We start from the raw sequence: 14,189 nt of genomic DNA, 5'->3' as shown, positions 1-14,189 counted from the left end.
CTATCCTTGTCAAGCCATGACTCTGCCTGCACACAGTGCCCACGCCGGATTTCCGGTGTACCTCGATCATGCCGCCACGACTCCGATGTCGGCAGCCGCTATCGAGGCGATGACCGATACCTTCAAAACCGTGGGCAACGCGTCCTCGCTGCACGGTTCCGGCCGTGCGGCCCGGCGCCGCGTCGAGGAGTCGCGGGAATCGATCGCTGCCAGCCTGGGTGCGCGGCCTTCGGAGGTCATCTTCACCTCCGGCGGAACCGAGAGCGACAATCTCGCGGTCAAGGGCATCTACTGGGCTCGCCGTGACGCCGATCCGCGACGCACTCGCATCCTGGCCAGCTCCGTCGAGCATCATGCGGTGCTCGACGCCGTCGAGTGGCTCGAGCAGCACGAGGGCGCGCGCGTGACGTGGTTGCCGGTCGACGAGAACGGTGTCGTCGACCCGCAGACCTTGCGCGACGAGCTTTCCGTCCACGCCGACGAGGTAGCACTCGTGACGGTGATGTGGGCCAACAACGAGGTCGGCTCCATCATGCCGATCGTGGAGTTGGCGGAGATTTCGGCTGAGTTCGAGATTCCGATGCACAGCGACGCGGTCCAGGCCGTTGCGCAATTGCCGGTCGATTTCGCGGCGAGCAAGTTGTCCGCGCTGAGCATCGCGGCGCACAAGTTCGGTGGTCCGCACGGCGTCGGCGCACTGCTGCTCGGACGCCAGGTTCCGTGTGTGCCGCTCCTTCACGGCGGCGGACACGAACGTGATCTGCGTTCGGGCACTCCGGATACTGCGGGCGTTGTCGGGATGGCTGCGGCGCTGCGCGCAAACGTCGAGAACTTCGATTCCAGCACAAGGGAATTGGCGCAGTTGCGTGACCGTTTGATCGACGGAGTCCTGGAGATTCTTCCCGAGTCGGTGCTCAACGGCCCGACCGGATCCGATCGGCTTCCCGGTAACGCGCACTTCACCTTCCCCGGCTGCGAGGGCGATTCGTTGCTGATGCTGCTCGACGCAGCCGGTATCGAATGTTCCACCGGTTCGGCTTGCACCGCCGGTGTGGCCAGAGCCAGCCATGTCTTGATCGCGATGGGCGTCGAATCGCCCGTCGCGCGTGGCTCACTGAGATTTTCGCTCGGACATACGTCGAGTGTCACCGATGTGGACGCGCTGATCGCTGCGCTTCCACAAGTAGTAGAGCGCGCTCGGGCCGCCGGTCTTGCCGGTGCCGGTTCGCGTGGAGGGGATCGCTGATGCGAGTACTCGCAGCCATGAGCGGAGGTGTCGACTCCGCTGTCGCCGCCGCCCGCGCAGTTGCCGCCGGACATGACGTCGTCGGCGTTCATCTTGCGCTGTCCACGGCGCCGGGTGCATTGCGGACGGGTTCGCGTGGATGCTGTTCGAAGGAAGATGCCGGCGACGCCAGGCGCGCTGCCGACGTCCTCGGAATACCCTTCTACGTCTGGGATTTCGCCGATCGCTTCAAGGAAGACGTGATCGACGACTTCGTGGCGTCGTACGCAGCGGGTGAGACCCCCAATCCGTGCCTGCGGTGCAACGAGAAGATCAAGTTCACCGCACTGGCCGACCGTGCGGTCGCTCTCGGCTTCGATGCCGTGGCGACCGGTCACTACGCGCGCCTCGAAGACGGCGTCCTACGCCGGGCGGTCGACGCGGACAAGGACCAGTCGTATGTCCTCGGTGTGCTGACGGCCGATCAGCTTTCGCGAGCGATGTTCCCGATCGGTGACACACCGAAAGAACAGATCCGCGAGGAAGCCGCCGAGCGCGGTCTGGCTGTGGCGAACAAGCCTGACAGCCATGACATCTGCTTCATCCCGACCGGCGATACCCGAGCATTCCTGGGTGCGCGCATCGGCGTTCGTCCGGGAAGCGTCGTCGATGCCGATTCGGGTGAGGTCCTCGCTGCACACGACGGCGTACACGGCTTCACGATCGGACAGCGCAAGGGCCTCGGCGTCGAAGGTCCCGCAGGTGACGGCCGTCCGCGGTACGTGACCGCGATCGAGCCCGAAACCGGAACGGTGCGAGTCGGTTCGGCCAAGAATCTCGACGTCTGGGCCATCTCGGCCCAGCGCGCGATCTGGACCTCGGGCCAGGCGCCGGAAGGCCCCGTCGAGTGCATGGTGCAGGTTCGTGCGCACGGCGGACTGGCGCAGGCCGTCGCCGAGGCCGTCGACGACGGTACTTCGGGCGGCGGCATCTCCATTTCGTTGCGCGAACCACTGACCGGCGTCGCGAAGGGCCAGGCCGTCGTGCTGTATCGCCCCGACAGCGAACTGGGCGACCAAGTTCTCGGCAGTGGCACCATCTCCGGCACCGAATCCGAGCCGAACACACTGTGACACAGCAGGTTTCCATCGGTGGCCTCGTCACCGGAATCGGATCCTGGCCGGGCACGGACGCCCGCGAAAGCGCCGCAACCATCCTTGGCGAACTGGGCGGTTTCCCACACCTGGTGGAGTTGCCGAGCCGCGGTCTCGGCGCTGACATGGTCGGCCGAGCAGGCGCGATTCTGGTCGACATCAACCTCGACGCCTCGACCCGCGCCTATCGCGTCGTGCCTCGGCGGGGCAACGTCGCGAAGCGAGCCGAGGACTTCCTGAACCAGGATCTCGACGCACTCGAGGAAGCCTGGGAATCGGCCCGTCTGGTCGGCGGAGACCACGTGATCAAGCTCCAAGCTGCCGGCCCGCTGACACTCGGCGCCGAGATCGAGGTTGCAAACGGTTCGCGAGTTCTCGTCGACCGTGGGGCACTCCGGGACATCGCCGAATCACTTGGTGAGGGGCTCGCGCGCCACGCCGCCGAGGTCACTCGTCGTACCGGTGCCCGAGTGGTGATCCAATTGGACGAGCCGCAGATCGCGGCAGTGCTGGCCGGTTCACTACCCGGGCGCACCAAGATGGAGAGCGTTCCGGCTCTCCCGGAACCCGAGGCGCTCGCCGTTCTCGACTCGACGATCAGCGGTTGCGGACTGCCCACAATCGTCCACAGCTGCGGCGCCGACATGCCGTGGGATCTACTGAGGCGAAGCCAGGCGTTCGGCGTGAGCTTCGACATGTCGCTCATCGGCTCACGTGATCTGGACGGCATCGGCCAGTTGTGCGACGCCGGCAAGGAATTGGCTCTCGGTCTGGTTCCTTCCGCCCCGCCGGAAAAGCCGGTGACGTGGAAAGAGTGCGCGATGCCCGCCGTCACACTGATCGATCGTCTCGGCTTCTCGCGTGAACTCCTGCAGAACCAGGTCGCGGTAACCCCAAGCTGTGGTCTTGCGGGTGCGAGCCTCGAGTGGAGTCGAGCCGCCCTTCGGCTGTGCACAGACGTCGGCAAGGCATTGGTGGACGATCCGTCGGCGTTCTGATGTGTTGCGTTCTGACGTGGAGTCGTGTGGTGTGTCGGTGTGAACCGATAATCTTCTAGCTGTGACTGAAACCGCGGATGCAATGCAGCCAGCGCCCAACGAGGCGCGCGAGCAGTGGACGGAGCTGGCCGAAGAGGTACGCCAGCATCAGTTCCGCTACTACGTTCGTGACGCGCCCGTCATTTCGGACGGTGCATTCGACACATTGCTCGGGCAGCTCAATGCTCTCGAAGAGCAGTACCCGGATCTGCGAACTCCCGACTCTCCGACGCAACTCGTCGGCGGCGGATTCGCGACGGACTTCACGTCCGTCGATCACCTCGAGCGGATGCTCAGCCTCGACAATGTCTTCGACGAGTCCGAACTCCGCGGATGGATCGCCAAGGTAGAGCAGGAAACCGGGCCGGAACTGCACTATCTCTGCGAAGTGAAAATCGACGGTGTCGCGCTCAATCTCGTCTACGAGAACGGCAAACTCGTGCGTGCAGCAACCCGCGGCGACGGTCGTACGGGCGAGTTGGTCACTCTCAATGCCCTGACGATCAACGACATCCCGGAGCGGCTCACCGCTACGGACGAATTCCCGATTCCAACCTTGCTCGAGGTGCGAGGAGAGGTGTTCTTCCGCCTCGAGGACTTCGCGGCACTCAATGCCTCCCTCGTGGAGGAGGGTAAGGCGCCGTTCGCCAATCCGCGCAACTCTGCGGCGGGCTCCCTGCGTCAGAAGAATCCGGCCGTCACCGCGCGTCGTCGCCTCGGCATGATCTGCCACGGGTTCGGGCGCATGGAAGGTTTCGAGCCGGCTTCGCAGTACGACGCCTACGTGGCCCTCGCCGCCTGGGGTCTGCCGGTGTCCACGCACACCTCGCGAGTGGTCGGCGCCGACGCCGTGGTCGAGAAGATGAAGTACTGGGGAGAACATCGCCACGACGTCGAGCACGAGATCGACGGGTTGGTGGTCAAAGTCGACGAGATGTCGTTGCATCGACGTCTGGGCACCACGTCTCGCGCACCGCGGTGGGCGATCGCGTACAAGTACCCGCCGGAAGAGGTCACGACCAAGCTCCTCGACATCCGGGTCAGTGTCGGCCGTACGGGTCGCGTGACGCCGTTTGCGTACATGGAACCCGTCACGGTGGCGGGTTCCACTGTGTCCTTGGCCACGCTGCACAACGGATCCGAGGTCAAACGCAAGGGTGTGCTGATCGGCGACACCGTGGTGTTGCGTAAGGCCGGAGATGTGATTCCCGAGGTCCTCGGACCCGTGGCAGACGTGCGTGACGGTACCGAGCGCGAGTTCGTGATGCCGACGCATTGCCCCGAGTGCGGCACGTTGTTGGCACCCGCGAAAGAGGGCGACGTCGACGTGCGATGCCCTAATCAGCAGTACTGCCCGGCGCAGTTGCGCGAGCGCGTGTTCCACGTCTCGGGGCGCGGAGCATTCGACATCGAGGTGCTCGGTTACGAGGCCGCGACCGGGCTGCTGGAGGCGAAGGTCATCGGTGACGAGGGTGATCTCTTTTCACTCGACGCCGAGAAACTGATCGAGGTTCCCATCTTCCGCACCAATGCGGGAGCCCTGTCTGCCAACGGAAAACGCTTGCTGGCCAACCTGGATTCGGCCAAGGACAAGCCGTTGTGGAGAGTGCTTGTGGCACTGTCGATTCGGCACGTCGGCCCCACTGCTGCGAGGGCGTTGGCCGGCGAATTCGGTTCGCTGCAACGTATTCGGGAAGCGTCGGTCGACGAGTTGGCTGCAGTCGACGGTGTCGGATCCACAATCGCCGCCGCTGTCGTGGAGTGGTTCTCCGTCGACTGGCACCAGCAGATCGTCGACAAGTGGGCTTCGGCCGGAGTGCGTATGGAGGACGAGCGAGACGACTCGATTCCGCGCAATCTCGAGGGTCTCTCGATCGTCGTCACCGGTTCGCTCGAGACGTACTCGCGAGATCAGGCGAAGGAAGCGATTCTGGTGCGCGGCGGTAAGGCGGCTGGGTCGGTCTCGAAGAAGACTGCGTTTGTCGTCGTCGGTGAAGCGCCCGGTTCCAAGCATGACAAGGCAGTCGAATTGGGCGTGCCGGTGCTCGACGAAGACGGCTTCCGGCGGTTGCTCGAAGATGGCCCGGATGCGGTCGCTCCCACCGATTTGGACGAATCAGAGTGACTTTGTCCGATTTCTGAGATTGGTGTGCTGGGTGCGATAGTGACGCCATGATCGAGATTCGTGAAGTTCTACCGGCTGAGTTCGAGACCGTCGGGGAACTGACTGTGCAGTCGTACGTGGGTGGCGGATTTGTCGCCGGCGGATCGCCGTACGCGGAGCGCCTGCGAGACACCGCAACTCGGGTGGAGCAGGGGCGGGTGCTGGTTGCCGTTCTCGGCGAAGAGGTCGTGGGTTCTTTGACGATCGCCGAACCCGGCACGCCCTTCGCGGATGTTGCGCAGAAGGGCGAACTCGAGTTCCGCATGCTCGCGGTCTCGCCGCAGGCTCGGGGATCGGGCGCCGGAACCGCATTGGTTCGCGCAGTGATCGCCGAAGCCTACGACCGAGGCGATCACTCGGTGGTCATCTCGACGCAGCCCGAGATGGTCGATGCTCGTCGTATCTACGACCGCAACGGGTTCGTTCCCGATCCCGAGCGCGCGTGGGAGCCGATTCGCGGTATGGAGCTGACGGTCATGGTTCGCGGTCTGGCCTGATTACCCGGCCTGGTCAACCCAGCACTGTCGCGACGATTCCGGCGAGATAGCCGAGGCGGGCTATCTCCGAAGGGCGGAATTCGGGTCCTCCGGGACGACCGAGCATGAGGACGCGATTGCCGGAGCCGAGCGGTGCGGCAGCGAGGCTGGTGTTCATCTCTCGCCAGACGTCCGGAACCCAGTCGGCCTCGCCGTCGAGGGCGGTTGGCTTGTCCAGTGGCATCCACGGAATGTCGGTGGCATGGGTTTCCGGCGCACCGGCGCTACCGACGACGCGGTACGCACCGTGCTTGCCGATGTCCGCGACGACGCACCAGCCGACTCGCAGTACACGCGGCGCGCCGTCGACGAGGACCTGTAGTCGATCGTTTCGGGCTGTCGCAACGGAATCGATGAGTTCGAGCTCACGATGGGTGTCGAGAATCCCGGCGTAGGGGCGGATCGAATCGACCAGCACGTCGGGCAGATGCTCGGCAGCGGTGATCAAGGTGTCGGGCAGTGCGCCCGGTTCGACGTCGACCACGAGGTCGTCGATGGCAAAACCGTCGCCTCGCTCCACGACGTCGAGGGAGAGGATGTCTGCGCCCACGGATCCGAGCGCTACGGCGAGAGCGCCGAGGCTGCCGGGTCGGTCGGGCAGTTGGACGCGAAGCAGGTACGACACGTGCGTGCCTTTCGCTGATCGGTTCTCGCCCGGATCACGTCGACCCGGGCCACACCCATCTTTGCACTTGCTCAGCACGCGTTGGTGGGGCCGCGGCGGGGTCACACCGGGTGCACATGCTTGTCACACGAGCGAAACACGAGGTGGATTCGACGTGGCGGTGGACACAGTAGGCGTGCGTACCGGTCGACACAGCAGGCGTGCTTACAGGTCTGTCGCGGCGAGGAACTAGGCTGGACCGGCAATGTTCACGTCCTCTTCCGAAAGGGGCCCCGCGGTGCCTGCCATCTCCCGTGACGAGGTCGCGCACCTCGCGCGGCTGTCCAGACTCGCCCTGTCCGATGCCGAACTCGACGAGTTCGCCGGTCAGTTGGATTCGATTCTCAACCACGTCAAGGTGGTCACCGAGGTTGCGGCCGACGACGTCCCGCCCATGGCGAACCCCAATGCCGTCACCAACGTGACGCGCCCCGACGTGATCGTGCTCGGGTTGACCCCCGAGCAGGCATTGTCCGGAGCACCCGCAGTCGAACAGGATCGCTTTGCGGTTCCGCAGATCCTTGGAGAGGGCGAATGACCGATCTGACCACGCTGGACGCCGCTGAGCTGGCCGGCAAGATCCACTCGCGTGAGGTGTCCTCGGTAGAGGTCACGCAGGCGCATCTCGACCGCATCGCTGCCGTCGACACCGAGTACCACGCCTTCCTGCACGTTGCCGGCGAAAAGGCTCTCGAAGCCGCCGCAGCAGTGGACAACTCGCTCGCAGGCGGAAACGAACCCGCTTCGGCACTCGCCGGCGTCCCGATCGCGTTGAAGGACATCTTCACCACGACGGACATGCCGACCACCTGTGCGTCGAAGATTCTCGAAGGCTGGGTTGCGCCGTACGACGCGACCCTGACGAGCAAGCTTCGCGCTGCGGGCATCCCGATCCTCGGCAAGACGAACCTCGACGAATTTGCGATGGGCTCCTCCACGGAGAACTCCGCATTCGGTCCGACGCGTAACCCGTGGGATGTCACCCGCATCCCCGGCGGATCCGGTGGTGGTAGCGCTGCAGCGCTCGCGTCCCGTCAGGCCCCGTTGGCCATCGGCACCGACACCGGCGGTTCGATCCGTCAGCCCGCTGCGGTCACCGCGACGGTCGGAACCAAGCCGACGTACGGAACTGTCTCGCGCTTCGGGCTCGTCGCGTGCGCCTCCTCGCTCGATCAGGGTGGCCCCTGTGGTCGCACCGTGCTCGACACCGCTCTGCTGCACGAGGTCATCGCCGGGCACGATCCGCGTGACTCCACGTCCATCGACGCCCCCGTGCGTCCGGTGGTCGCTGCGGCACGTGAAGGTGCAGTCGGCGACCTGCGCGGCGTCAAAGTCGGTGTGGTCAAGGAACTTCACTCCGACAGCTACCAGCCCGGCGTCATCGCTTCCTTCGACGCTGCTGTCGAGCAACTCAAGGCTTTGGGCGCCGAAGTTGTCGAGGTTTCGTGCCCGAGCTTCGAGCATGCGCTCGCGTCGTACTACCTGGTGCTGCCCAGTGAGGTCTCGTCCAACCTGGCCCGCTTCGACGCCATGCGCTACGGACTGCGGGTCGACGAAGGCAACATGAGTGCCGACCAGGTCATGGCGGCAACCCGCGCCGCCGGTTTCGGCCCGGAGGTCAAGCGCCGCATCATGATCGGTACTTACGCACTGTCCTCGGGCTACTACGACGCCTACTACGGTTCGGCGCTCAAGGTTCGTACCCTCATCGCACGCGATTTCGACAAGGCCTACGAGAAGGTAGACGTACTGGTCTCGCCGACCAGCCCGTTCACGCCGTGGAAGTTGGGGGAGAAGGTCGGCGATCCGTTGGCCATGTACCTCTCCGACCTGTGCACGCTGCCGACCAACCTGGCCGGACACTGCGCGATGTCGGTGCCATCGGGTCTGTCCGCGGACGACAACCTGCCGGTGGGCCTGCAGATCATGGCGCCCGCCATGGCTGACGAGCGCCTCTACCGTGTCGGTGCCGCCTACGAAGCTGCTCGCGGCCCGATTGCAACTGCAGTCTGACCTGTTTGCTGTGCGCCTTTATTAACCCCCCGCGGTTAATAAAGGCGCACAGCAGTTTCAGGAGCAAGTCCCCAAAGCCGTTCCCTGATCGGTTCCGTAGCGGTGGCCGTGACCGGCGGGTACACCGAGCGAACCGAGCATGTCGACGGTGGTCTGCAAGAACGTGACGCCCGGGATCCACTGCGGGATCGGGCCGTCCTGCACGGCACGGCTCAGATCCGGCTTCTGCGTCGCGAGGGCGGGGGACCACCACACCACCGGGTCGGACGTGTTCGCGAGGACGGTTGCGCCGTCCGTCCGTGTCGCGCCGGCCGGGGGACCGGCCCACAACACGTCGCACGGGACGGTGGCACTGCTCTCGGTCAGTGCGGCGCTGCCGCCGACGGCGCCGAGGCTCTGTCCGTAGAGGAACAGGTCCGGTCGATCCTCGGCCGGCATCGCGGCAATGTGGCTACCGACAGCCGTGAACAGGGCGGTGGCTGATTCTTCGGCGTCGTCGCGGCTGAACAGGAATGTCGCCCAACTGGGTGCGTCGGAGTATTGCTGCCCGACTATCGCGACGTCTCCGCCGAACCGTTGCTCGATACCGTCGACTGCGTGGGTGTCGATCCAGCCCGAGCCGGTCGGAACGGCCACCACGACGCTGTTGCGGGCGAAGCCGCCGACGCGATCGAGTTCACTCACGGCGAGAGCGGCACGCGATGCGGTATCGGGTGCGGAATCCACACCGGCGTAGACGCGCACCGAGTCTTCACCTGCAGCGATGAATTTGCGTCCCTCCGCGCCCATCGAGGTCCACGAGATGAGCGATTCGGAGCTGCCTGTCGCAGAGGCCGAAAGTGGCTGTGTCAGAGCGGTGTCGATGTACGCGTTGGACTTGTCGAACGAATCGGCGAGGCCGTTCCAGACGGCGGGACCGACGACCAACTGCAGGCCGAGGACTCCCATGACCAGTGCGCCCACGCTCCGCGCGAAACCCATCCACCGCAGCGCCTTCGAAAGTCCGACCCCGAGGCCCCAGAGTGCAAGGGTGGTCAGCGAGGCAATGCACCCCGCCTCCACCCAGTGGATCAGCCCGGCAGGCGGTGCGCCCATCGCTGCTCGCAGCGAGTTCTGCCAACCGGCGGCGGCGAACATCGCAACTGCGGTGCCGGCAGTCGACAACCCGAACGCGGTTATGCGCCAATGACGTTCGTCGAATCGGGCCTTGACCCGGTCGGGGACGAGCCGACGGGCTACCGCGGAGAACGCCCACATCGCCAGTAGCCCGACCGCGACGAGCAGACCGCTGAACACCCCTTGGAGCACGGCTGATCTCGGCAGGAGTCCGGGAGCTAGCGAGATGGCGGACATCGCTGCCACGGCGACGCTCGTGGACACCCGGGGGAGTGCGAGCGCCCCGACTCGGGCGAGGACGGGGGTCCGTGACGCATTCAGAACGCTCATGCTGCAATCGCTTTCGGGGAGAAGGAGAACTCGTTCGACGGATCGAGGCGCCGCGATCGCATCAGGGTGAAGCCGAGGGCGGAAACTGCCAGAACTCCGGCCGTGCCGTAACCGAACCCCGATTCCGCGACCGGTGTCAGATAGCTTTGGCGCCAAGAGTTTCCGTTCACCGCTGTGACGGCGACATCGGCCATCGCGAAGCAGTACCCACGTGAGAGAAAGGACGTGCGGTCTTCACATGCCGCGTGCATTCGCTCGTCGAGTTGACCGTCGAGGACCTGACGGGCCCACGGCCCCAGTTCCGTTCCGTGCGAATGCGCGTAGCGGAGTAGGTCGTACCCGAGATCGTGTGCTTTGCAGGCCGAGTCGAATTCGTCGGGAAGCGGAATCGGTGACGAGCAGTCGCCGTGGGGGTTGGCGAGGTATCCGTCGACGACGGTAGGCGTGTAGCCGGCAAATGCGGCGAAATCCGACGGGATGGTGGTCGCAGCATCAGAGGCATCCGCGGTAGTCACAGTGGCGATCGCCCTGGATGCGTTCGAATTCTCGGTGCGCGGCGGCTCGGCTCCGCTCGCTCCGGCAGTGACGGTGATCGCTGCCGTTGCCGCCAGCGCCAGGGCAGCCCAGGTGCCGGCGCTTCGAGAGAGGTCTTTCACTCGTGTGATCCGCATGCCGTTCACGCTATGAACGGACAATCCTGGCGGTCATCGCTCTGGAGAGGGGTTCTCCGACGTGCGATCGGGTGAGAATTCCCTCCCCTGTGATACCTCGGAGGTAGGGGGATCTCACTCTGCAGTATGAGGACTTTCGGGGTTCGCCTTCATAGGCTTGACGGGTGATCAAGGTCCGAAGGAAGAACAGAGGCGCACCGGGTGTGCCCGCGCCGACATACACCACTGCCGGGTTGATGCTGTCCGGCCTCGACGGGGCGGTCGTACATTCGGAGAAGGTGCGCCGGGCAACCAGTTTCGTGGCCCGCGGTCAGTTCTGGAACATCGTCATCGTAGTGATCACTCTGATCCTCTATTCGATTGCCTGGCCGACACTGCAACTGACGCATCATGTTTCGCCACCGATCATGCCGTTCGTCGCCGCGTTGGCCGCCTTTCCGTTTGTCCTGATCCGGATCAACGCTCCATTGGGGTGGGCGGTGTCGGCGGTGTCGGCACTGATCATCCCGTTGGTGTTCGACAACACGACTGGTTACGACTACCCGTGGCAGGTCGTCCACATCATCGTGCTGATGTCGTTGCTCGCCGCGGTGAGTCTGCGGGCGCCCATTCAGGTTGTCGGCGTCGCCTGGATCGCCACGGTGCTGCTTTTCCTCGGCAACGCTCCGGGAAGCGACGGAGCCGGTTGGGCTGTCGGATTGAGCGCGCTGGTGGTCTTCTGCCTGCTGATCCGCTGGTTGGTTCTCTCTCGTCGTCAATTGGCCAAGCAGGAGGAAGTCAGTGAACTCGAGCGCACTCGGCGAACGATCCTCGAGGAGAAGGCGCGGATCGCCCGCGACTTGCACGATATCGTGGCCCACCACATGTCGATGGTGGTCGTGCAAGCGCAGAGTGCGCCGTACCGACTCGATGCGGTCACTCCCGAGATCCGGACCGAATTCGAATCGATAAGTGAGACAGGGCGAGCAGCGCTCAACGAGATTCGTGGTCTCCTCGGAGTGCTGCGCAGCGACGGTGACTCCGTGGTGACGGCCCCGCAACCGGGCGTCGATCAGTTAGACGACCTGCTGCTCGGCAGTACCCGTGCCGGACTTCCGGTGTCGTGGCGAGTCGACGGAGATCGAGCGTCGGTCTCGGAATCCACGGGCCTTGCGCTCTACCGGATCATTCAGGAGTCGATTACCAATGCGGCCAGGCATTCACCAGGCGGACCCATCGAGGTCGCCGTGGCGTTCGGCCCGCAATCGGTGAGCGCGCTCGTGAACAACGGGCCTTCGCCAATGGGTGGCAATCAGCACTCGGCGTCGGAAACCACTGGTGGCAACGGAATACGCGGAATGCGTGAGCGGGCTTCGGCGGTGGGCGGCATGCTGTTGGCAAACCGGCGCGAGGACGGAGGGTTCGAGGTCCGGGCCGAGTTGCCGTCGATGCCCGCCTAGGCTGTCCGAGTGCCCATCACAGTATTCATCGCAGACGACCAGGCGATGGTTCGACAAGGGTTCGGAGCCCTACTCTCCGCCCAGCCCGACATCAGCGTGATCGGCGATGCGCCGGACGGCAAGATCGCCGTCGCCGAGGTCGCGCGATTGCGTCCGGACGTGGTGTTGATGGATGTTCGTATGCCCGAGATGAACGGACTCGACGCTGCCCGCCAGATTCTGTCCGCCGGATGGGAACCGCCGGTGCGAGTCCTCATGCTTACCACTTTCGACATCGACGATTACGTCTACGAGGCCCTGAGCGTCGGAGCGAGCGGGTTCATGCTCAAGGACGCACCGGCTGAGGAACTGATTCGGGCGGTGCGCGTCGTCGCCGAAGGGCAGGCCTTGCTGGCGCCGACGGTGACGCGTCGCCTGATTGCCGATGTGACCAGCCGGCGGGCCGCACCGCGCGCACGGCCCGCAGCGCTCGATGCGCTGACCCCGCGTGAGCGCGAGGTCCTCGAACTGATTGCCCGCGGATTGTCCAACGTCGAGATTGCCGAGCGGCTGTTCGTCGCCGAGCAGACCGTCAAGACCCATGTCGGGAAGGTGCTGTCCAAGCTCGATCTGCGCGATCGCGCCCAGGCAGTCGTGTTGGCGTACGAAAGCGGGCTCGTCACGCCGGGTTAGGGGTCCCGTGCGGCGCGGCGTTGCGGCTCGGCAACGCCGCTATCCTGCGGCAATACGGTGACTGGGGGAAGATGGACACCAAGATCCACAATCCGGTCACGAGAGGTGCTGCACTATGCGAATCGGAATCCTCACGGGCGGCGGCGACTGCCCGGGCTTGAACGCGGTCATCCGCGCCGTCGTACGTACGTCGGCCGGTCGTTACGGCAGTACCGTGGTCGGATTCCGGGACGGCTGGCGAGGATTGCTCGAGGACCGCAAGGTCCCGCTCGACTCCGATGACCGCATCAACCGCATCCTCACCCGCGGCGGCACGATCCTCGGCACCGCTCGCGTGAACCCCGACAAACTGCGCGCGGGCCTCGATCAGATCAAGCAGACCCTCGACGACAACGGGATCGACGTCCTGATCCCGATCGGCGGCGAAGGCACACTCACCGCGGCCAGTTGGCTTTCCGAGAGCGGCGTGCCCGTGATCGGCGTGCCCAAGACGATCGACAACGACATCGATTGCACCGATGTGACTTTCGGTTTCGACACCGCATTGGCCGTCGCCACCGACGCCATCGACAGACTCCACACCACGGCTGAATCGCATCAGCGCGTCATGCTCGTCGAGGTCATGGGCCGGCACGCGGGCTGGATCGCGCTGCAAGCCGGACTGGCGTCGGGGGCACACCTGACTCTGGTTCCGGAACAGCCGTTCGACGTCGACGAGGTGTGCGCGATGGTCAAGAAGCGCTTCCAGCGTGGCGACTCCCACTTCATCTGCGTCGTGGCTGAAGGTGCGATGCCCGATCCCGCGTCGATGACTCTGCGCGAAGGTGGCATCGACGAGTTCGGCCACAAGATCTTCACCGGTGTCGCGCAGCAGCTCGGAAACGAGATCGAGCGCCGGATCGGCAAGGAAGTTCGCACCACCGTCCTCGGGCACATTCAGCGCGGTGGCACCCCGACGCCGCACGACCGCATCCTCGCCACTCGCTTCGGCGTTCATGCCACCGACGCAGCTCACCGCGGAGATTTCGGTCAGATGGTCGCGTTGCACGGAACGTCCATCGACCTCGTTCCGCTCGCCGAGGCGACCCGCAAACTCAAGACGGTGCCCAAGGAGCGCTACGAGGAGGCAGCCGCATTCTTCGGCTGAGCCGCAGACGCATAAACTGAT

13 protein-coding genes are annotated in these 14,189 nt (G+C 64.9%); 10 read left to right on the top strand and 3 right to left on the bottom strand.

What is annotated here, in order from left to right:
* Positions 1–16: 16 nt before the first annotated feature.
* From R4P70_RS16035 to R4P70_RS16015, 5 genes are all read left to right on the top strand, one after another.
* Positions 17–1,246, top strand: coding sequence for a cysteine desulfurase family protein (locus tag R4P70_RS16035; RefSeq protein ID WP_019747909.1), 1,230 nt, complete (start codon positions 17–19; stop codon positions 1,244–1,246).
* Positions 1,246–2,358, top strand: a complete 1,113-nt coding sequence (mnmA, locus tag R4P70_RS16030; protein WP_003944736.1) for a tRNA 2-thiouridine(34) synthase MnmA — start codon at positions 1,246–1,248, stop codon at positions 2,356–2,358. The genes R4P70_RS16035 and mnmA overlap by 1 nt, the downstream gene beginning before the upstream one ends.
* Entirely contained in the window at positions 2,355–3,377 is a 1,023-nt protein-coding gene (locus R4P70_RS16025; RefSeq protein WP_317831002.1) for a methionine synthase, read from the top strand. The genes mnmA and R4P70_RS16025 overlap by 4 nt, the downstream gene beginning before the upstream one ends.
* Before the next feature lie 82 nt (positions 3,378–3,459).
* A complete protein-coding gene (gene ligA, locus R4P70_RS16020) occupies positions 3,460–5,541 on the top strand; it encodes an NAD-dependent DNA ligase LigA (protein ID WP_387405020.1) in 2,082 nt (693 codons plus the stop codon).
* A 47-nt stretch (positions 5,542–5,588) separates the two neighbouring features.
* Positions 5,589–6,077, top strand: coding sequence for a GNAT family N-acetyltransferase (locus tag R4P70_RS16015; RefSeq protein ID WP_019747912.1), 489 nt, complete (start codon positions 5,589–5,591; stop codon positions 6,075–6,077).
* A 13-nt stretch (positions 6,078–6,090) separates the two neighbouring features.
* Here the strand turns inward: R4P70_RS16015 and R4P70_RS16010 are convergent, their stop codons facing one another.
* Positions 6,091–6,741: a hypothetical protein gene (locus R4P70_RS16010; protein ID WP_020969299.1), complete on the bottom strand. Its 651-nt coding sequence runs from the start codon at positions 6,739–6,741 to the stop codon at positions 6,091–6,093.
* A 277-nt stretch (positions 6,742–7,018) separates the two neighbouring features.
* On the opposite strand from R4P70_RS16010, the gene gatC reads away from it, so the two are divergent.
* Together gatC and gatA are read left to right on the top strand one after the other, a co-directional pair.
* Entirely contained in the window at positions 7,019–7,318 is a 300-nt protein-coding gene (gatC, locus tag R4P70_RS16005) for an Asp-tRNA(Asn)/Glu-tRNA(Gln) amidotransferase subunit GatC (protein ID WP_317831000.1), read from the top strand.
* Positions 7,315–8,793 carry an Asp-tRNA(Asn)/Glu-tRNA(Gln) amidotransferase subunit GatA gene (gatA, locus tag R4P70_RS16000; protein WP_021343887.1) on the top strand — a complete coding sequence of 493 codons (1,479 nt, stop codon included), beginning with the start codon at positions 7,315–7,317 and terminating at the stop codon, positions 8,791–8,793. Before gatC ends, gatA begins: the two co-directional genes overlap by 4 nt.
* Positions 8,794–8,850: 57 nt before the next feature.
* Here the strand turns inward: gatA and R4P70_RS15995 are convergent, their stop codons facing one another.
* Positions 8,851–10,239: an alpha/beta-hydrolase family protein gene (locus R4P70_RS15995; protein ID WP_317830999.1), complete on the bottom strand. Its 1,389-nt coding sequence runs from the start codon at positions 10,237–10,239 to the stop codon at positions 8,851–8,853.
* Complete coding sequence (locus R4P70_RS15990; RefSeq protein WP_029255103.1) at positions 10,236–10,910, bottom strand: hypothetical protein; 675 nt, start codon at positions 10,908–10,910, stop codon at positions 10,236–10,238. The genes R4P70_RS15995 and R4P70_RS15990 overlap by 4 nt, the downstream gene beginning before the upstream one ends.
* 164 nt (positions 10,911–11,074) lie before the next feature.
* Between R4P70_RS15990 and R4P70_RS15985 the strand changes: the two genes are divergently transcribed.
* The 3 genes from R4P70_RS15985 (at position 11,075) to R4P70_RS15975 (ending at position 14,168) form a co-directional block, all read left to right on the top strand.
* Positions 11,075–12,349 (top strand): sensor histidine kinase, encoded by a 1,275-nt coding sequence (locus tag R4P70_RS15985; protein WP_317830998.1) that lies wholly within the window; start codon positions 11,075–11,077, stop codon positions 12,347–12,349.
* A 9-nt stretch (positions 12,350–12,358) separates the two neighbouring features.
* On the top strand, positions 12,359–13,021 hold the full coding sequence (locus R4P70_RS15980; protein ID WP_007729374.1) for a response regulator: 663 nt from the start codon (positions 12,359–12,361) through the stop codon (positions 13,019–13,021).
* A gap of 115 nt (positions 13,022–13,136) precedes the next feature.
* Positions 13,137–14,168, top strand: a complete 1,032-nt coding sequence (locus R4P70_RS15975; protein ID WP_019747919.1) for an ATP-dependent 6-phosphofructokinase — start codon at positions 13,137–13,139, stop codon at positions 14,166–14,168.
* The last annotated feature ends 21 nt before the right edge of the window (positions 14,169–14,189 follow it).

This window comes from Rhodococcus sp. IEGM 1241 (assembly GCF_033142365.1).
GTDB lineage: Bacteria > Actinomycetota > Actinomycetes > Mycobacteriales > Mycobacteriaceae > Rhodococcus_F > Rhodococcus_F erythropolis.
The sequence above is the reverse complement of the archived record's forward strand: the minus strand, read 5'-3'. Positions and strand labels throughout refer to the sequence as shown.